This window comes from Microbacterium tumbae, assembly GCF_054780175.1.
This window is the reverse complement of sequence record NZ_BAAGWV010000001.1, coordinates 1,295,715-1,313,853: the sequence shown is the minus strand read 5'-3', so window position 1 is coordinate 1,313,853 and position 18,139 is coordinate 1,295,715. Positions and strand designations below refer to the sequence as shown.

Annotated in this window: 16 protein-coding genes; 7 read left to right on the top strand and 9 right to left on the bottom strand. The window is 69.3% G+C overall.

Annotation, left to right across the window (positions count from 1 at the left end):
- Positions 1-258 precede the first annotated feature (258 nt).
- Entirely contained in the window at positions 259-912 is a 654-nt protein-coding gene (locus ACYVGQ_RS06075; RefSeq protein ID WP_460783656.1) for an FMN-dependent NADH-azoreductase, read from the bottom strand.
- Between the two features lie 77 nt (positions 913-989).
- Between ACYVGQ_RS06075 and ACYVGQ_RS06070 the strand changes: the two genes are divergently transcribed.
- Positions 990-1,328, top strand: a complete 339-nt coding sequence (locus ACYVGQ_RS06070; RefSeq protein ID WP_460783655.1) for a winged helix-turn-helix transcriptional regulator — start codon at positions 990-992, stop codon at positions 1,326-1,328.
- A gap of 174 nt (positions 1,329-1,502) precedes the next feature.
- On the opposite strand, the gene ACYVGQ_RS06065 is transcribed toward ACYVGQ_RS06070, so the two are convergent.
- Positions 1,503-3,017: an SDR family NAD(P)-dependent oxidoreductase gene (locus ACYVGQ_RS06065; RefSeq protein ID WP_460783654.1), complete on the bottom strand. Its 1,515-nt coding sequence runs from the start codon at positions 3,015-3,017 to the stop codon at positions 1,503-1,505.
- Positions 3,018-3,305: 288 nt separating this feature from the next.
- Here ACYVGQ_RS06065 and ACYVGQ_RS06060 point away from each other — a divergent pair, with 288 nt between their 5' ends.
- The 5 genes from ACYVGQ_RS06060 (at position 3,306) to ACYVGQ_RS06040 (ending at position 6,491) form a co-directional block, all read left to right on the top strand.
- On the top strand, positions 3,306-4,370 hold the full coding sequence (locus ACYVGQ_RS06060) for a M4 family metallopeptidase (protein ID WP_460783653.1): 1,065 nt from the start codon (positions 3,306-3,308) through the stop codon (positions 4,368-4,370).
- The gene (locus ACYVGQ_RS06055; protein WP_460783652.1) at positions 4,345-4,671 is read left to right on the top strand and encodes a protealysin inhibitor emfourin; all 327 of its coding nucleotides are present in this window, start codon (positions 4,345-4,347) and stop codon (positions 4,669-4,671) included. The genes ACYVGQ_RS06060 and ACYVGQ_RS06055 overlap by 26 nt, the downstream gene beginning before the upstream one ends.
- Positions 4,672-4,850: 179 nt before the next feature.
- Positions 4,851-5,078 (top strand): hypothetical protein, encoded by a 228-nt coding sequence (locus ACYVGQ_RS06050; protein ID WP_460783650.1) that lies wholly within the window; start codon positions 4,851-4,853, stop codon positions 5,076-5,078.
- A 154-nt stretch (positions 5,079-5,232) separates the two neighbouring features.
- Positions 5,233-5,559, top strand: a complete 327-nt coding sequence (locus tag ACYVGQ_RS06045) for a hypothetical protein (RefSeq protein ID WP_460783649.1) — start codon at positions 5,233-5,235, stop codon at positions 5,557-5,559.
- Positions 5,560-5,771: 212 nt separating this feature from the next.
- A complete protein-coding gene (locus ACYVGQ_RS06040) occupies positions 5,772-6,491 on the top strand; it encodes a ribonuclease H family protein (RefSeq protein ID WP_460783648.1) in 720 nt (239 codons plus the stop codon).
- An 81-nt stretch (positions 6,492-6,572) separates the two neighbouring features.
- On the opposite strand, the gene ACYVGQ_RS06035 is transcribed toward ACYVGQ_RS06040, so the two are convergent.
- The 7 genes from ACYVGQ_RS06035 to ACYVGQ_RS06005 form a co-directional block, all read right to left on the bottom strand.
- On the bottom strand, positions 6,573-7,559 hold the full coding sequence (locus tag ACYVGQ_RS06035; RefSeq protein WP_460783647.1) for an SRPBCC family protein: 987 nt from the start codon (positions 7,557-7,559) through the stop codon (positions 6,573-6,575).
- 1 nt (position 7,560) lies between these two features.
- Positions 7,561-7,920, bottom strand: coding sequence for an ArsR/SmtB family transcription factor (locus ACYVGQ_RS06030; protein WP_460783646.1), 360 nt, complete (start codon positions 7,918-7,920; stop codon positions 7,561-7,563).
- 255 nt (positions 7,921-8,175) lie between these two features.
- Positions 8,176-11,712 carry a polysaccharide lyase family 8 super-sandwich domain-containing protein gene (locus tag ACYVGQ_RS06025; protein WP_460783645.1) on the bottom strand — a complete coding sequence of 1,179 codons (3,537 nt, stop codon included), beginning with the start codon at positions 11,710-11,712 and terminating at the stop codon, positions 8,176-8,178.
- Entirely contained in the window at positions 11,615-13,588 is a 1,974-nt protein-coding gene (locus ACYVGQ_RS06020) for a glycoside hydrolase family 3 protein (protein WP_460783644.1), read from the bottom strand. The genes ACYVGQ_RS06025 and ACYVGQ_RS06020 overlap by 98 nt, the downstream gene beginning before the upstream one ends.
- A 30-nt stretch (positions 13,589-13,618) precedes the next feature.
- Positions 13,619-14,542: a carbohydrate ABC transporter permease gene (locus tag ACYVGQ_RS06015; protein WP_460783643.1), complete on the bottom strand. Its 924-nt coding sequence runs from the start codon at positions 14,540-14,542 to the stop codon at positions 13,619-13,621.
- A complete protein-coding gene (locus tag ACYVGQ_RS06010; protein ID WP_460783642.1) occupies positions 14,539-15,495 on the bottom strand; it encodes a carbohydrate ABC transporter permease in 957 nt (318 codons plus the stop codon). The genes ACYVGQ_RS06015 and ACYVGQ_RS06010 overlap by 4 nt, the downstream gene beginning before the upstream one ends.
- Positions 15,492-16,874 (bottom strand): ABC transporter substrate-binding protein, encoded by a 1,383-nt coding sequence (locus ACYVGQ_RS06005; RefSeq protein ID WP_460783641.1) that lies wholly within the window; start codon positions 16,872-16,874, stop codon positions 15,492-15,494. The genes ACYVGQ_RS06010 and ACYVGQ_RS06005 overlap by 4 nt, the downstream gene beginning before the upstream one ends.
- 203 nt (positions 16,875-17,077) lie before the next feature.
- On the opposite strand from ACYVGQ_RS06005, the gene ACYVGQ_RS06000 reads away from it, so the two are divergent.
- Positions 17,078-18,118 carry a hydroxyacid dehydrogenase gene (locus ACYVGQ_RS06000; RefSeq protein WP_460783640.1) on the top strand — a complete coding sequence of 347 codons (1,041 nt, stop codon included), beginning with the start codon at positions 17,078-17,080 and terminating at the stop codon, positions 18,116-18,118.
- Positions 18,119-18,139: the final 21 nt, after the last annotated feature.

The following is an 18,139-nucleotide window of genomic DNA, read 5'->3' as shown; positions in this document are numbered from 1 at the left end:
CCACAGCGAGAGGCTTCCGCGGAGACCGGGAACGGGTTCCGGGTCTCCGCGGACGTCCGCGCGCCGCAGACCCTGGACGGCGAGCGAGCTGCCCGCTCGCCGTCCGTCGGGGATGCGGGCGGGCATGGGCGAGCGCTGCGAGCCCCCCTGCGACGCGAGCGCTCGAGCGCTCATGCCTGCCTCTCAGGCCGGGGGCGCCTCCACCCCGGCCTGAGTCACCGACCGGTGCCCGCTCGCTCCTGATCCGAGCCGACGGACTCAGGCCGCCGAGTTGCGGGAGGCCGCGATCTCGCGGCCGTAGGTGCGCGCGTCCTGCTCCGCGGCGTCCTTCAGCTCCTGGGCGGCGTCGGCGAAGGCATCCATCGCCGGGTTCACGCCGACGAGGGTGAAGGGCCGCTGCACGACGCGCAGATCGAGTCCCCAGACGTCTTCGAGCACGCGGCGCAGCCACGCAGTGGAGTGGTCCCAGCCCTCCTTCGGGGTTCCAGGAGCGTAGTTGCCGCCGAGGACGGTGACGAGCGTGGCCGGCTTGCCGTTCAGGGCGGTGCCGGTGGGGTCGATGCGCGCATCGGTGTACGCCAGGTCGAACCAGGTCTTGAAGTGCTGCGAGACGCCGTAGTTGTAGAGCGGCACGGCGAACAGCAGGGCTTCGGCCGCGATGAGCTCGTCGGCGAGGGTCGCGGCGAGGTTGCGCGCGGCGAGCTGGGTGGGCGTGCGCTGCGCCTCCTCGAGGAAACCGGAGGTGACCGCCTCCGCCCAGGCCGTCGCGGGCACGGGGTCGAGGGCGAGGTCGCGGCGGGTGACCGTCGAGTCGGGATGGGCCGCGGTCCACTCCGCCTCGACGATGTCGGCGAGCGAGCGGCTGGCGGAGGTCGCGGGCAGGATGCTCGCATCCAGGCGGAAGAGCGACATGTAAATTCCTTTCGGTTTCGTAGTCGCTATCTTTTTCTTAGCGGCTAGTTTCAGCGTAGCACCGGTACACTGGAGTCATGGCCGATGCCGAAGAAAGCGTCCATGTATGCGACGCCGCGGTGACTCTGGCCTTCAGCGTGCTCGGGAAGCGCTGGAACGGGATGATCGTCTCCACGCTCGGCACCGAACCGGCATCCTTCGCGGCGCTCCGCCGCTCGGTCGGCGGGATCAGCGACACCGTGCTGTCCGACCGGCTCACCGAGCTCGCCCAGGCAGGGCTCGTGGCGCGGACGGTGGAGAGCGGACCGCCGGTCTCGGTGTCGTACGCCCTCACCGACAGCGGCCGCGGCCTGCTGCCGATCCTCGACCAGCTCGGCCGGTGGGCGTCCGCGAATCTCGGCGATGCGGCGCACTGACGCCGTCCTGGTGCGACTTCGCCCGGCGTTCCCGCACACATCGGGGGCCGACACGCCACGCGACGGCCTCCTCCGCGGCATCCGTCCGACATCTGGCGTGTCGGCCCCCGAAGTGACGCGCGTGACACCGGGCCCGCCGGGAGGCCGCGCCCGACGTGAAGCGCGGCGCCGGCCTCACCAGGGGTTCGGCGCGTAGTCCTTGAGGAAGACGCCGTACAGATCCACCCCGGCCTCGCCCTGCACGATCGGGTCGTACACGCGGGCGGCGCCGTCGACGAGGTCGAGCGGGGCGTGGAAGCCCTCCTCGGCGAGGCGCACCTTCGTGTGGTGCGGGCGCTCGTCCGTGATCCAGCCGGTGTCGACGGCGGTCATGAGGATCCGATCCGTCTCGAACATCTCCCCGGCGCTCGTGCGCGTGAGCATGTTCAGCGCGGCCTTCGCCATGTTCGTATGCGGATGCCCCGGCCCCTTGTAGCGGCGCGAGAACTGCCCCTCCATCGCCGAGACGTTGACGATGTACTTCCTGTCGTACTCGGATGCCGCCATGGACGCCCGCAGCCTGCTGATCAGCAGGAACGGCGCCGTCGTGTTGGCCAGCTGCACCTCGAGCATCTCCAGCGGGTCGACCTGGTCGACAGACTGCACCCAGCTGTTCACCCTCGCGACGTCCGGCACGAGGCCGCCGGCGTCGATCGCCGTGCCGTCGGCGTGCTTGACCAGCGAGGAGGACCCCGGCGCCATGGCGAGCCCGGTGAGCTCCTGCGCGGTCAGCGCCTGCCCGCCCCGCTCGGCGACGGTTCCCGCGAGGGCGGCGACCGAGAGCAGCGGATGGGCGTCGACGGATGCCTGCAGCGCCTGCGGATGCGGATCCGCGGTATGTCCGAACGTCTCCATCTCGGGCAGCGGTCCGTCGGGGAGCGGCTGCAGCTCGGCATCAGCGAGCAGCGAGTACGCGCCCGGCGAGCGCCGCACGGTCTGGGCGGCGTTGTTGATGAGGATGTCGAGAGGGCCCTGGGCCGCGACGGAGTCGGCGAGTCCGATCACCTGGGCGGGGTCTCGCAGGTCGATGCCGACGATCCGGAGACGGTGGATCCACTCGGACGAGTCCGGCAGCGACGTGAACCGGCGCACGGCATCCCGCGGGAACCGGGTCGTGATCGTGAGATGGGCGCCGTCGCGCAGGAGCCGGAGGGCGATGTACATGCCGATCTTGGCGCGCCCGCCGGTGAGCAGGGCGCGCCGGCCGTTCAGGTCGGTGCGCGCGTCGCGCTTGGCGTGGCTGGATCGGGCGCAGTCCGGGCAGAGCTGGTGGTAGAAGGCGTCCACCTGCGTGTACGGCTGCTTGCAGATGTAGCAGTTGCGCGGCTTGAGGAGCGTTCCAGCGGTCGGCGCCTCGGTGGATGCCGCAAGCGGGATCCCGCGCGTCTCGTCGTCGATCCGGTCCGGGGCGCCCGTCGCGGTGTTCGCCACGACCGCCTTGTCGGCCTCCGCGATCGCGTCGCGGATCTCCTTGCGGCGCACGCGCTTGGCGGCCTTGAACATGGATGCCGTGGCGCGTCGCACCGTGATGAAGTCGGGGTGGTCCTGGTCGATCTCGTGGAGCGAGGCGAGGACGCGGAGCGTCGTGGCGAGATCCTCGGGGTCGATGCCGGTCGTCGCGCTGAGCTCGGGATCGCTGGCATCGGTCATTGCACCGATTTTACCCGAGCGACCTGGGCGGAGTCCGTGCCGTGGCGCCCCGCGGGCATGATCCGCCTGCCGACCGCGGCTTCGGGGAGGGCCCGTTCCCCGCACGCGTCCGTTCCCGGGTCGCCCGCGCCTCCGGGGGCCGACACGCCGGATGCAGGATGCTTCGGGTCCATCGGTCCGGCATCCGGCGTGTCGGCCCCCGATCTGCCCGGGCGGACACCGGGCCCACGGCGCGTGTCGGATGCCGGGCCCACGGTGCGTGTCGGATGCCGCGCGTATCGTCGCAGCATGAGCACCCCACACGGCATCGTCCCCGCCTACCTGCTCGCGCGCCTGGCCGAGTCCGGTCGCTTCCCGCGGGCGGCAGATGCCGCACGCCAGACCCTGCTCGCCGGACGCCCGCCGTTCCGGGCCAGGATCACCCTGTCCATCGATGCGGACGGCTCCCTCGTCGCCGAGCTCGGCGACGCCCCGAATCGCACGATCAGCGATGCGCAGAACACCGAGACCCTGCCGGGGCTGATCGTCCGCACCGAAGACGACGATCCGGTCGAGGACACCTCCGTCAACGAGGCCTTCGACGGCCTCGGGGCGACGTTCGAGCTGCTGCTCAGCGCGTTCCGGCGCAACTCCCTCGACGATGCGGGCGCACCGCTCGACGCCACGGTGCACTACGGCGCCGACTACGACAACGCCTTCTGGGACGGCGAGCGCATGGTCTTCGGCGACGGCGACGGCGAGGTGTTCCGAGGCTTCACCGGCGCGCTGTCGGTGATCGGCCACGAGCTGACGCACGGCGTCGTCCAGCACACCGCGGCGCTCGAGTATCAGGGGCAGCCCGGGGCGCTCAACGAATCGATCGCCGACGTCTTCGGGACGCTGACCGAGCAGTACGCCGCAGGGCAGACCGCGGACCAGGCCTCCTGGCTGGTGGGCTCGGGCATCTTCACCGACGAGGTCGAGGGCACGGCGCTGCGCTCCATGCTCGAACCGGGCACGGCGTATGACGACGACGAGCTCGGCAAGGACCCGCAGCCGGCGCACATGAGCGGCTACGTCAGCACGACGGAGGACAACGGCGGGGTGCACATCAACTCCGGCATCCCGAACCGCGCCTTCGCGCTCGCGGCACGAGCCCTCGGCGGGAGCGCCTGGGAGCGCGCAGGTCAGGTCTGGTACGCCGCGCTCACCGGGGGTCTCTCCGCGACGGCCGACTTCCGGGCCTTCGCCGATGCCACTGCGGAGGCGGCGGCGCGGCTGTACGGTGAGGAGTCGGAGGTGGTCACGGCGGTCCGCGAGTCGTGGACGACCGTGGGCGTGTACACGGATGAGCGATCCCGAGGGCGGCGATGACAGGGCGGTGACGATCGTCGTCGTGCGCACCGGAGGCTTCGCCGGCCGACGGCGGCACTGGCAGGTGGATGCCGTGGCCGCCGACGCCGAGTACTGGCGAGGGCTCGTGGCGGAATGCCCGTGGGAGGACGAGCCGTGCGTGTCGTCGGGCTCGCGAGAGGCACCGGGCTCTGCGGACCGCTTCGTCTGGAGCATCCGAGCCCGCACCCCCGAACAGCACGATCGCGATCTCCCGGAGTCGGCACTCACCGGTCCATGGCGCGCCCTGGTCGACGCCGTGCGCGAGGCGTCCTCCGCCTGACCGGAGCCCGGCCGGGAGGTGCCCCGTGGCCGCCTCACCCCCACCCCACGACCGGGAAGTACCCCGAGTGACCGCCTCACCCCCAGACACCCGACCACACAAGACCCCTCCCGGCGGCGCGTGGCCACAGGAGACACCTGCCCAGCCCGATACGACCACGAGTGGCGCACAATGGACGCATGGGAATGTTCACACAGCGCCCCGAAGAGGAGAACACCTGGGCGGCCCTGCCGGGAGAGCCGCTGAACACGGACGCCTCGGACGCCCTTCCGGTCTCCGACGTCGACCCGTTCGAAGTCGGCATGGGCCTGGACACCACAGCGGCGGAGTGGATCGTGTTCCCCGTCCCGCCGCCGGCGTCCGAAGCAGCCGACCACGCGGAAGGCGAGCCGGAGGACCCCGCCTGAGCCGGGCTCGGGAGCGGGCCTGCGCCCCGGCGCAAAGCCCTCCCGAAACGCGGACCGCTCTGCGCATCCCTCCTGGCGTGCCGTCGCACGTCGATCGTCCGATCGCGCCGACTACTCTGATCTCGAGCACGATGCTCGCGATCGAGGGGGACACATGCCTACTGCCGACGAAGCTGCGCGCCAACTGCGCCTCGCACAGGAAGCGCACGCACGGGGAGACGTGCTGCTGCACCTCCAGCTCGATGTGAGCCTACTCACGGGTGCCGCCTCGTCCTGGGGATCGGCGGGCAACTCCCTCACGACCGACGACAGCGTCGGATACTTCCTGGGCGAGGTCGAGAAGGCAGGCTGGCGCCTGGAGCACACCGGGTACACGTTCGTGGAGAGCGGCGCGACGACCTCCGCCCGCATCTTCGGCACCGGAGAGGGCGTGGTCAACCACGGCGCGGTGTCCGGATACTTCACCTTCCGCCGGGCCTGACGCGCGCGGCGTTCGCCAGGACGCGCGCTCCCGGGTCCCGCACGCCTGGCTGCGCACCCGGGGTTCGCACCCACTTCCCGCACCCCGGGTCCGCACTTCGGGGGCCGACACGCCGGATGTCGGACCGATCCACCGAGAACGTCCCGCGGGGCGTCGCCCCGGCCCCCAGGCCGTGCACGTCGCCGACGGCCCGCCACGGCTACGCTCGAAGGATGACCATCACCGCCGCCGCAGACGGCTCCGCCCTGGGCAACCCCGGCCCGAACGGCTGGGCCTGGTACATCGACGACGCGAACTGGGCCGCGGGCGGGTCCCCGCACGGCACGAACAACCAGGGCGAGCTGCAGGCCGTGCTGGAGTTGCTGCGCGCGACGGCGGACAGTGACGATGCGCTCATCGTCCTGTGCGACAGCAAGTACGTCATCGACTCGATCACGAAGTGGATGCCGGGCTGGAAGCGCCGCGGATGGCGCAAGGCGGATGGCGCCCCGGTGCTGAACCGCGACCTCATGGAGTCCCTCGACGAGGCCATGGCCGGACGCGACGTCCGCTTCCAGTGGGTCAAGGGCCACGCAGGCCATGAGCTGAACGAAGCGGCGGACGAGCGGGCCAACGCGGCGGCCAAGGCCTACCAGCAGAAGAAGGAGCCGAACCGGGGCCCGGGGTTCACGGCAGGGGCGGATGCCATGCGCGAGCCCCTCGCATCGGCGCCGGCCGCGGCATCCGCCCCGTCGCCCGCCGCCGCGGCATCCGGAAGCGCTCTGCTCTGGGCCGAGCCCTCCGACCTTCTCGACGGCCTGGAGACGGTCGCCGAGCTCACGGTCCCGATCGAGATCCGCCTCTCCCTCACCTCCGCCGAGCGCTCCCGTCTGCAGAACCGCGCGGATGCACAGGGCGTCTCCCTCGAAGAGGCGCTGCGCCGCCTGATCTGAGTCCGGTTCGAATCGCGCAAATGGTCCGATCTGGGTCGCAGATGGGACCATTTGCGCGATTCGAACCGCCCCTTGCCGACGTCAGGAGCGCGTGCCGGCGAGCACCGTGCGCTCGAGTCGGGCGAACGAGGACTCCATGCCGTCCGCCATGCCGGTGGCGAGGATCTTGTCGCGGGTCTCGACGTCGGGGTACTCGATCAGCACCGTGACGAGGGTCGCGCCGTCCTCCTCGTAGAGACTGAGGTCGTTGAGCGTCTCGACCGGCTGCCCCTGCATCCGCTCGGTGGTGACCGCGCGCCGCGGAGCGTCGAACATCAGCAGCTCGCCCTCGAAGCCGAACGCCTCGCCCGGGGTGTCGCCGACCGGCGCCCAGGTGTTGCGGTAGCTCTGGCCGACCTCTGTGGCGGCCACGCACTCCGTCATCTCCCAGCCGTCCGGCCCCAGCATCCACTGCTTGATGAGGTCCGGCTCGTGGTGAGCCCGCCAGACGAGCTCGCGCGGGCCCTCGACGAGCCGCGTGATGCGGACGTGCGTGTCGTCGAGCAGCTCGACCCTCGTGCCCTTGCCCTGCGCGTACTCGCGGAGGTCCTGAAGGACGGCGTCGATCTGCGCCATCGCCATGCGGGTGCCTTCGACCGCGCCCATCGCGACGACCTGCTCGAGCGCCTCGGCGGAGTCGAAGTAGCTGGTGCTGACCATGCGACTGCCCTCATCGGTCGAGGCGAATGCGAAGACCATCCGCATGGCGGGGAAGCCGTCCAGGGGCGTCCCGTCCTCGTTCGCGAAGGCGTCGATGACCTCGAAGCCGTTCGGCGCATCGATCGAGAGGAACTCCCAGGATCCGGTGGAGGTCTCGCCGCGGGGTCCGTGCATCATGTAGATCGCACGCCCGCCGACGGTGTGATCCCAGGCCGTGAACGTCGCCGGCCATCCGGGAGGACCCCAGAACCGTTCGAGCTGCCGGGGGTCGCTGTAGGCGTCCCAGAGCCGTTCGACCGACGCCGCGAAGTCTGCGACGACGGTCATGGTCAGATTGTCAGCGTCGGTGATGACGTCGGTGACGGGCATGTCATTCTCCTTGGATGGTGTCGGATGCCGGCGAGGCCAGCAGGTCGTCGAGACGGGCGATGCGTGCCCGCCAGAGGTCTTCGTACCGGGCGAGGAGCGCCCTGGCTCGGGCGATCATCGCCGGGTCGGCGCGGACGAGCCGCTCGCGTCCCTCGGCGCGCTTGATGATGAGATGCGCGGCCTCGAGAACGGCGACGTGCTTCTGGACGGCCGCGAACGACATGTCGTACTCGGCCGCGAGCGCCGACACGGACTGCTCCTCGGCGATCGTCCTGCGCAGGATGTCGCGGCGCGTCGACGTCGCGAGCGCGTGGAACACACGGTCGGTCTCCGCTTCGGTCAGTTCTGTTTGTGCAACCATTTGGTTGTACGTTATGACGCGATCGCGGTGATGTCAAGATCCTCTTGTCGCGATGGCGTGGGGATGACACGACCGGCGTTCGGATGACACACCGTCCGGCGGCGGCACCGCGTGTCAGGAGCCACCGCCGTCCTGCCGAAGCGGCGGCCCGTCCTGGAGGACCATCAGCAGCGGATACAGGAGCGACAGGGCTCCGGTCGCCCCATCGTCCTCGTATCATCCGAAAGCGGATTCACCTGCGAGAAGGGCTTGGAGCTACCCGGAGACGGCGTCCAGCTGAAGGCAGTCGAGCGGAAGCTTGTAGCCGAATGAGCTCGTGTTCTTCCCCGTGACGGTGAACGTGAGCTCATGCGATCCCTGGCTCAGGGTCACGTTCCCCAGGTCGACCTCGACCACCTTGCCCGACGGTCGATACAGGTCGATGGGCCCGCCGACGTCGTTCCCGTCGATCTGCAGTTGGTACGTGCCGCTGTCGCTGAACCTCATGGCTCGGACGGTGAGACGGTAGGTGCCGGCCTCCGCCACGGTCACCGTGTAGTCGATGTGCTCCCCGACGCCGTACGCGTTGAAGATGCGGTACTGGCCTCCGCTGGCGTCCGCGCTGCTCTTGACGACTCCTGCGCTGGCCGTCAGCGCCTCGGCCTCCAGCCTGTTGCTGACGCCTGCGGTCGTGGCGGTCGCCGCCGCGCTGGCCTCCGAGAGACGGGCGGCATCGTCATACGCCCTCACCGTGTAGATGTAGGTGGTCGACGGCGCCAGTCCCGTGTCGCTGAAGGATGCTGTCGGCGAGCTGCCGACCTCGGATCCGTCGCGGTAGATCCGGTAGCCGGCGACGCCGTCGTCGCCCGTCGAGGCCGTCCAGCTCAGGTCTATCTGCGAGACGGAGACGGCAGTGGCCGTCAGATCCGTCGGCGTCGTCGGGGGCTGCGGATCGCCTCCCCCCTCGCCGGCCGGGATGAGGCTGAGATAGTCCAGCATCAGCTTGTAGCCCGAGGCGCTCGCGTTCTTGCCCGTCGTCGTCAGCCGGAACAGATGGCTCCCCGCGGTCGTGAAGGCATGCGTCCCGAGATTGAAGTCCTTCCGGGTCTCGGAGGTGCTCCAGAACAGGTCCTGGGGGGCTCCGGCATCCACCCCGTCGACGGAGAGCTGGTAGATGCCGTTGTTGCTCGCCTTCAGCACCCGTGCGATGACGTCGTAGGTCCCGGGCTGAGTCACGTCGACGCTGAACTCGACATAGTCGCCGACCGCGTTGTTGTTGATGCCCGCCTTCCCTCCCCCGCTGGCGTTCGCGTCGGTGTAGATCGAGACGGAGTCGGTGCGGAAGTGCACGGGCAGCGCCTCGGCCTCGTAGGGATCGGGGATCGCGATCGGCGCGGGGTTCGGCGCCTGCGGACCGCTCAGGGAGAACTTCGCCGTGAGGACCTTGCCCCGCATGTTGTTCACGTTCACCTTGAGCATGACCGTGGGGTGGTACTGGATGACGGTGACTTCAGGGTCCTTCGAGATCAGCCCGGTCGCGCTCGTGTCGACGGTCAGGTAGATCATGCCGACGTTCTTCTGCGTCGGGTCGGAGACCGAGAGCTCGAGCTCGTCGGCCGTCTCGCTCATCATGACCGATGCCTTGCGGTCGGAGGTGACCGGGCCCGCCGTGGTCGGCTCGTCCTTCCAGAAGTTGATCCCGGTGACGTTCAGGCCGTTCTCCTTGACCGCCTGCACGGAGTCGGAGTTCTCCAGGATGCTGATGTCGGGCGCCGCCGCGTAGTCGCCCACCTGCGCACTCGTCTTGTTCGGAAGCAGGACGTACGAGTAGGACTGGTCGGTCGGGTTCGTTCCATGGCCGAGCGCCAGAGTCAGGTAGTTCCGGGTGTGCGGAGTCGGATCGCCCCAGGCGGATGACGAGTTCAGCTGCTTCCAGTTCCCCGTCCGCGCCTCCCGCAGCCCGTCGACCGTCGCACCGCCCGGGAAGTAGTAGCCGATGTCCGAACCGGGCACGGTGCCCGCGAGGTGCGCGTGGTCGACACCGGTCAGCGTCTCCGACCATCCGAGAGCGGTCGGCTCTGCCGAGCCGTTCACGGTGAGCGCATTGTCGCCGGCGCCGTTGAGCTTCCGGTTCTCCACGATCGTCTCGGCGGCGATCCCGTCGGTGCTGCTGATGCCCGCCCCGAGCGCGACGATCTCGTCATCGAACATGAACCAGGACTTCTTGGCCTCCAGGCTCCGTCCCGCCGGGTGCAGCTGCATACCGGTGACGCCGTACTGCCCGCGAAAACCGGCCCCGCCGACCCAATCCTCGCCATTGCGGGTGTTCGCCGCCTGGGTGGTGTTCTCCAGCACGGTGGTGCCCGGCAGCCGGTGGCTGTCGACCGTCGGCCAGAAGTCGTCGTTGAACTGGCTCAGATCGTCGTTGTACAGATACGTCATTCCGTCGCCGGTGTGCCAGCCCTTGTTGTTCTCCGCGTTGATCGCCTCATAGTTGCCGATGCGGCTGGAGGACATGCTGATCCCGAACCCGAAGTCGGGTCGGAGGTGGACGGCGCGATCCATGGCGGAGAACTGCCGGTGCGTCGTGATCTCGCCACGAGCCGTGATGGAGGGATCGCTCAGAATCTCGTTCGCGGCGATGATCAGATCGACCGGGACCTGCTCGAGGAAGGTCTTGTCCGTATCGAGCTGCAGCCAGTGCTTGATCATGCTCTCGAATGCCTCGGCATCCGCAGACGGAGCGACCTGGGACAGCCGGATGATGGCCTCCAGGACGTCGACGGCCACGTCGAGGTCCTGGGCCCCATGGCGGGATATCTCCCTGCCCCGCACCATGTCCATCAGATTTCCCTTGTAGATGAAGGGCTCATAGGAGTCGTAGATCCACTGGAACACGTTGGCCCTGTCCGGGTCGACGACCTCCCAGGTGGAGCCGTGCAGCAGGTACAGGAGGTCGGAGATCCCCGCGAGCAGGGACACGCCGTAGCCGCCGTTGTACGCGTAGAAGCTGTGCTGGACGAAGGAGCCGTCGGTCGAGAATCCGTCCCCTGCCGTGACGTAGGGGAACAGGGCGCTCATTCCGTCCCGTCCCGCGGCGACCCGGGAGGAGTCCTTGTCGTTGATCCCGGAGAGCGCGATGACCTGGCTCTCCCACAGCCTGTTGGCTCCGCTCATGGTCACGCTCGGCTGGGTGTAGGAGACGGCCGCCATGTATTCGGAGACCTGAGTCGGCGTCAACTCGTCGTAGATCAGGGCGACGATGTCGTTCAGGGCGAGCGGGGCGCCGATCTGCCAGTGCCACCAGTTCTGATACATGGAGACGCCGTCGAAGAACTTGTTGGCGTTCATCCAGTCCAGCGCGCTGATCAGGTCGGTCTTCAGCGCGATGTCCCCCTCCAGCTCGGAGCCATGAGTCACGTAGGCGAGCGCCATGTCCCTGAGCCGACCGTAGGTCGTCGTCATGCTCGCCGAGTCGTTGCCGAACGACGCATCGTTCCACAGGCGCACGCGATCGGGCGCCTTCTGCATGGTGTCCCAGTGCCCCTGCGCCGTGTCGGTGATCTGCCCGACCCGCGCTGCGATGTCCGGGTCGGAGAGGCTGTAGCCCGTTCCCCCGGTCAGCATGGTCCGGTACTTGTCCCTGAGTCCGTCGAACTCATCCGCGACGGTCGCGTCCGCCGAGAACCCGCTGACGCGTGTCTCGGGAGCCACGTCAGCTCTCGCGTCGATCGGGGTGATCAGCAGCGCGGTCGCGACCATCAGCGCGACCGTCGACTTCGGCGCGCTCCTCATCGAGATCCTGAACATCATCGTCCTCATCCTGTTGGTGGCTGGTATGTCCGGGGGCGCGGGAGAAGCCGACCGGATAGAGCGGATCGGCGGTGTCGTCCGGCACGTCCTCTCGCGAATGCCGCACCGCCTCCATCGACCGGGGGACCTCGAAGGGCAGCCGGCCACGCGGCTCGACGGCTCCGGTCAGTGCTGCGATCAGCGCGGCGTCACTCGTCCCGAACGTGGCGACCAGCACGGCGGTCAGCGGCACGAGAGGGGCGAGGATCGCGGGCCGGTCCAGCGCGACGTCGAGGACGAGCGGCACGAGCGCGGCGATGCGCGAGAGGCGCGCCACGAGTCCCGGCCGGAAGTCGAGCGAGCCCTGACGGAACCGCGACTCGAACAGCAGATCGTCGCGCGGCTCGAACGGCGCCGCGATGCGCACCACGGCGAGATCGGCGTCCTCTGGCCGCTCGACGACGATGCCCAGGCGGCTCGCCGCGGCCGGGTCGATTCCCTCGACGTAGACGCGACGGCCCGACTGCGCGGCGAGCGGCAGCACCGGAGTGCCATCGGGCCCGGCGTCGCGGAGGATCGTGACCGCCTCCGCCTGTGCACGAAAGCCCGCAGCGCGGTGCTCAGGGCGGCCGACGATGTCTTCGGCGGCATCCTCATCGACGAACGGGTCGTCGAACAGGCCCAGGCGGAACTTGAGCTCGAGCAGGCGCCGCGCCGACTCGTCGATGCGGGATTCGCTCACCCGACCCGCCCGGACGAGGCCGATCAGCAAGTCGACGCACTCCTCGCCGCCGAACTGGTCGCATCCCGCGTCGAGCACCGCGAGAAGACGCTCCGCCGGGTCGAGGTGCTCGACGCCCCACGCCTTCGCCGGGAGCACCTGCCCCTGAGCGACGTTGTCGTTGACGAGCTCCCAGTCGGTGACGACCACCCCGTCGAATCCGAGCTCCTCGCGGAGGAGTCCCGTGACGATCTGCCGGTTGTAGCCGAATCCGACCGCCTCGATCGGGACGCCGTCGCGTTCGAGGCCGACCGGCATCCCGTAGTAGGGCATCATCCCGGCGGTGCCGGCCGCGATCGCCATGCGGAACGGTTCGAGGTGGAGATCGAACGCGCCTCCGGGGTAGACCTGCTCGCGGCCGTAGGGGAAATGCGCGTCCTCACCGTCCTTCTGAGGCCCGGCTCCCGGGAAGTGCTTCGTCACGCACGCGACCGATTCGGGTCCGAGCGCAGCGCCTTGGAAGCCGTCGATGTAGGCGGCGAGCGCGCGCGAGGTGCGTTCCGGGTCGGAGCCGAAGGTGTGCAGCTGGCGTCCCCAGCGCGGTTCGGTCGCGAGGTCGACCTGCGGATGCAGCGCCATCCGGATCCCCACCGCGAGATACTCCCGGCGGGCGATGCCGGCGAACTCGCGGATGTCCTCGTCGTCCAGTGCAGCCAGCCCCAGCGGCTCGGGCCACTGCGAGAACGACCCCGCGGCGAACGACATGCCCTCGTTCTCGAAGAAGCCGTGCCGCGGGTCGGTGCTGATCGTGACCGGGATGCCGTGCGGCGTCTGCACGGCGAGGCGCTGCAGGGCGTTCGCCCAGCGCGCCGCGTCGCGGCCCCGTCCGAGCGCGTGGACATTGAAGTGATTCATGCGCTTGCCGAGCACCACCGTGCTCGTCGGAGACTTGCTCAGCGCACCGGGCGTCTCGAGGAGACTCCCCTCCGGGCCGGCCTCGATGACCGTGTGGAACATGAGCCCGGCCTTCTCCTCGAGGCTCAGTCTCGCAAGGAGGTCGGCCGTGCGCTCCGCGGGAGTCAGACGCGGATCCTCGTACGGGTCGAGGCGTCCGTTGCCGTTGAGGTCGCGCCACACGAGGTCGGAGGCATCGGTGGCTGGGAGGTGTGCGGGCACGGTGAAACGGGTCCTTCCGAGTCGAGCGGCTCAGCCCTTGAGGCCGGTGAATCCGATCCCCCGCACGATGGAGCGCTGGAAGATCAGGAAGATGAGGATCGGGGGGATGCTGGCGATCAGCATCCCGGCGATGAGGTACGCCGGATCGGTCGCCTGGGCGAGGCGCGGAAGCGCGACCGCGAGCGGCTGGGTGGTCGGATCGGTCAGCACGATCAGCGGCCAGAGGAACTCCTTCCAGGCCGTCATGATCGACAGGAGCGACACCACGGCGAGGATCGGTCGCGACATCGGGAGCACGATGCGCCAGAAGATCGTCCACCATCCGGCGCCGTCGAGCTGAGCCGCTTCGAACAGGTCGCGGGGGATCTCCTCGAAGAACTGCTTAACCAGCAGGATCGTGAACGCGTTCGCCCCGGCCGGCAGCCACACCGCCCAGGGGGTGTCGGCGAGCCCGATCCCGAGGAGCGGCATGTCGAGCACGGTCAGGTACAGGGCGATGAGCGTCACCGTGCCTGGCACGAACAGCGTCACCAGGAACGCGCCGTAGACGTACCGGCCGTACCAGGGACGGATCACGGCGAGCGCGTACCCGGCGGTGGCCGACACGAGCAGCTGCACCACCCACGATCCTCCGACGAGCACGACCGTGTTCACGAGGTAGTGGCCGATGTCGAGCAGGTTCCAGGCGGTCGGGATGTTCTCCCAGCGCGCGGGGTCGGGGATCAGGCTGAGCGGACGCTGCACCAGGTCGGTGGTGCTCGAGATCGCGGCGCGCAGCATCCAGACGATCGGGATCGCCCCGAAGGCGATGAGGCCGGCGAAGAGGGCGACATGCATGGCACGCCATCCGACGAAGATGCGCGGACGACGCCAGTCGAAGGAGGAGAGCAGTCCGCGCTCGCGCACGCGGGGCGCGCGACGCAGCGAGCGGTGCGGGGTGGTGGGGGCGGTCATCGTGAGCTCCAGGATCGGGTCAGCCTCAGGTACACGGCCGAGACGATGATGAGGACGACCGCGAGCAGCACGCTCAGCGCCGTCGCGACGCCGTAGTTGCCGAAGAGGAAGGCGTAGCGGTAGATCATCAGCAGAATCGTGACCGTGGCGTTCGCCGGCCCGCCGTCGGTCATGACGTACGGCTCGGTGAACACCTGGATCGCACCGATGATCTGCAGGAGCAGGAGCACCAGGATGACGCCGCGCATCTGCGGCAGGGTGATGTGCCGGACGCGCTGCCAGACCGAGGCCCCGTCGAGCTCCGCCGCTTCGTACAGCTCGGTGCTGACGCCCGCGAGGGCTGCGAGGTAGATGAGGATCGCGGTGCCCGCCCCCGACCAGGTCGCGACGATGACGAGGCTCGGCATGGCCAGCTCCGGCGACTGGAGCCACGGCAGCGGACCGATGCCGACCAGAGCGAGGAGGGAGTTGACCACCCCGGTCTCGCCCGGGCTGAAGAAGACCTTCCACAGCAGCACCGCGACCACGGGCGGCACGACGACGGGCAGGTAGGCGAGCACACGGGCGAGGGTGCCGCCACGGCGCAGCTCCGACAGGAGAACAGCGCAGAGCAGAGGCACCGGCAAGCCGATCGCGAGCGAGAGCACCGTGAACCACAGGGTGTTCAGTGCGGCCTTCGGCAGCAGTGGATCGGCGAACAGGATCTCGAAGTTGCGCAGACCCACCCATTCGGCTGGCTCGACGAGATTCGTCTGCTGGAAGGCCAGAACGGCGCTCTGGAGGATCGGCCACCAGGCGAAGTAGCCGAACGTCACCAGCGCCGGGAGCAGGAACAGCAGGGCGGCGACCGCCGCCCTGCTGCGCTGCGGACCGCGCCGCCGCCGCGCCGCGGGCGCCGCCTGGACGGTGCGGTCGGCGACCGCACCGTCCAGGCGCTCGGGGGCGATCGTCATGAGGCGTACTGGGCCAGGATCGTGTTGACCCGGGTCTCGGCGTCGGTGAGGAGCGCGTCGATGTCGGCATTCGGATCGGTCAGGATCGCCTGGACCAGAGGGTCGAGCGCCGCGTAGATCTCCTGCGAGGCGACCTCGGGCTCCGGAACGTACTCGAACGCCTCGAGCGATGCGACGTAGGGAGCGAAGTTCTCGACCGGGACGTTGACGTACTCGTCGATGGCCTCGCGGTAAGCCGTGTAGGCCTCGTCGCTGAAGATCGGAGCGACGGGAACGCCGACCGGCAGCCCGTCGGCGGCCGAGGCCTCCGCCGTCTCGGCGGCGACCTCCAGGTCGTAGTTCGGCCGCAGCGCCCGCCAGTCGATCCACTTGACGGCGGCGGCCTTCTCGGCCTCGGTCGCCTGAGCGTTCACCATGAGGACCGTCGCGCCCGCGAGGGTCGCGTCGGCACCGCCTTGGGGCATGGGACCGGCGCCGAACGCCTCGGGGTCGCCACCGGCCGCGATGTAGTTCGGGTACACGTCCGGCGGAGCGGAGACCCACATGCCGACGTTGCCGGCGGTGAACTCGGCGACGAGGTCCTCCTGCTTGCCGAGCACGTTGTCGCCCAGCGAGTCGTCCTCCCACCGCATCGCCTTCCACAGCTCGAGCACGTCCCGTGCGCTGTCGTCGTTGAACGACGCCTTCCACGCTCCGCTCGAGTCCTGTTCGATGATGCGCCCGCCGAAGGTGTAGTCGTAGCCCGTGAGGTGCCACCCGCCGCTGTTGTTGGTGGTGATCTCGCCGAACCCGGTCTTGCCCGTGGCCTCGGCGATCTGCGCGGCGTACTCGCGCACCTCGTCCCAGGTCTCCGGCGGGCTGTCGGGATCGAGGCCGGCCTGCTCGAACAGGTCTCGGTTGTAGACGAGGCCGAACGCGTAGCTCTTCTCGGGGATGCCGTAAACGGCCCCGTCACGCTCCAGGAACTGCATGACGCTCGGGTTGAGATCGTCGAAGCTGTCGAGTTCCGAGGCCGCTTCGGAGATGTCGGCCACCTGACCGCGCTCGATGAGCGCCGGCGGCTCGGTGAGAGGGACGCGCAGGAGTGTCGGCGCACTGCCGCCCGCGAGGCGGGTGGCGAAGGTCTTCGCATCCCACGGCACGTCGGATGCCTCGACGGTGATGTTCGGGTTCGCCTCCTCGAACTCGGCGACCTGACGCTCGAACAGCTCCACCGCCGCCGTGTTGGTCGCCGCGGGCTTGCCCATGATCGTGATGGTGACTTTTCCGTCGCCGGCCTCGTCAGACCCTTCGTTCGGGCCGCTCGAGCAGGCAGCGGTGCCTGCGAGGAGCGGGACCACGACGAGCGCCGCGAGAGCGCGCCGGTTGCGTCGATGCATGATTCCTCCGTTTCGGCGCGGCCGCCTGCTGCAGCCGCGATGGTCGCCGACAGGCGGCGTCCGGAGGTTCCGGTCAAACACCACGTCGTGCGTCTCGCCCCAGTATGCAGACAGTCGAAACAGTTCGCAAGCTTTTTGATCATTTAGCTTCACATGACTTTCAATCTTGTGAACTTAGTTTTCTCTGTGCTCTTATTGTCTGCATGGCACACCTCAGCGGAGAGCACACAGGCCCAGACCGCCCCTCGGGCCTCCTGCTGATGAACGCGCGCGCGTTCGCCGACCTCTTCGACCCCGCCCGCCTCGCGAGATTGCACGGGCTGGTCGCCCTCGACGACCCCATCCGCCTCGACGACCTGCACGGTCCCGACGCAGCGGCTCGCCTCGCACGCGCAGAGATCCTGGTGACGGGATGGGGGTCTCCTGTGCTCGGCCCCGACACCCTGGCGGCGGCTCCCGCGCTCCGTGCGGTCATCCACACCGGCGGCTCGGTCAAACAGCATGTCTCGCCTGCGTTCTGGGACCACGGCATCCTCGTCACGAGCGCCGCCGACGCCAACGCGATCCCCGTCGCCGAGTTCACCCTCGCCACGATCCTTCTCGAAGGCAAGCGCGCGGCGACCTACATCGACGGATACCGACGTCACCGAGAGGTCGGCGGAGCCTGGCGCGACACGATCCCCTCCGCCGTCAACTTCGGCGGAACCGTGGGCATCATCGGCCTGTCGCGGGTCGGTCGCCGCGTCGCCGAGCTCCTGCGCGCGTTCGAGCTCGAGGTGCTCGTCGCCGATCCGCACGCCACCGCCGCCGAGGCATCCGCCGTCGGCGCCCGCCTCGTCGATCTCGACGCGATGCTCTCATCGAGCGACATCGTCAGCGTGCACGCCCCCGAGCTGCCGGACACGCACCATCTGCTGGACGAGCGACGGATCGCGCTGCTGCGCCCGCATGCCGTCGTGATCAACACGGCCAGGGGAACGCTGATCGACACCGACGCCCTTGTCCGGCGCTGCCGCGCCGGCACTCTCCGTGCGATCCTCGACGTGACCGATCCGGAACCGCTCCCGCGGGACTCGGAGCTGTTCGACACGCCGGGGATCGTGCTCAGCCCGCACATCGCCGGTGCGATGCACGCGGAGACCGGGCGGCTGGCCGACTCGGCGCTCGACGAGATCGATCGACTGCGTCGCGGCCTCCCGCCCGCGCACCGCGTCGAGGGCGAGTCGCTGGGCATCATCGCCTGACGGAACGGGCAGGGACAGACG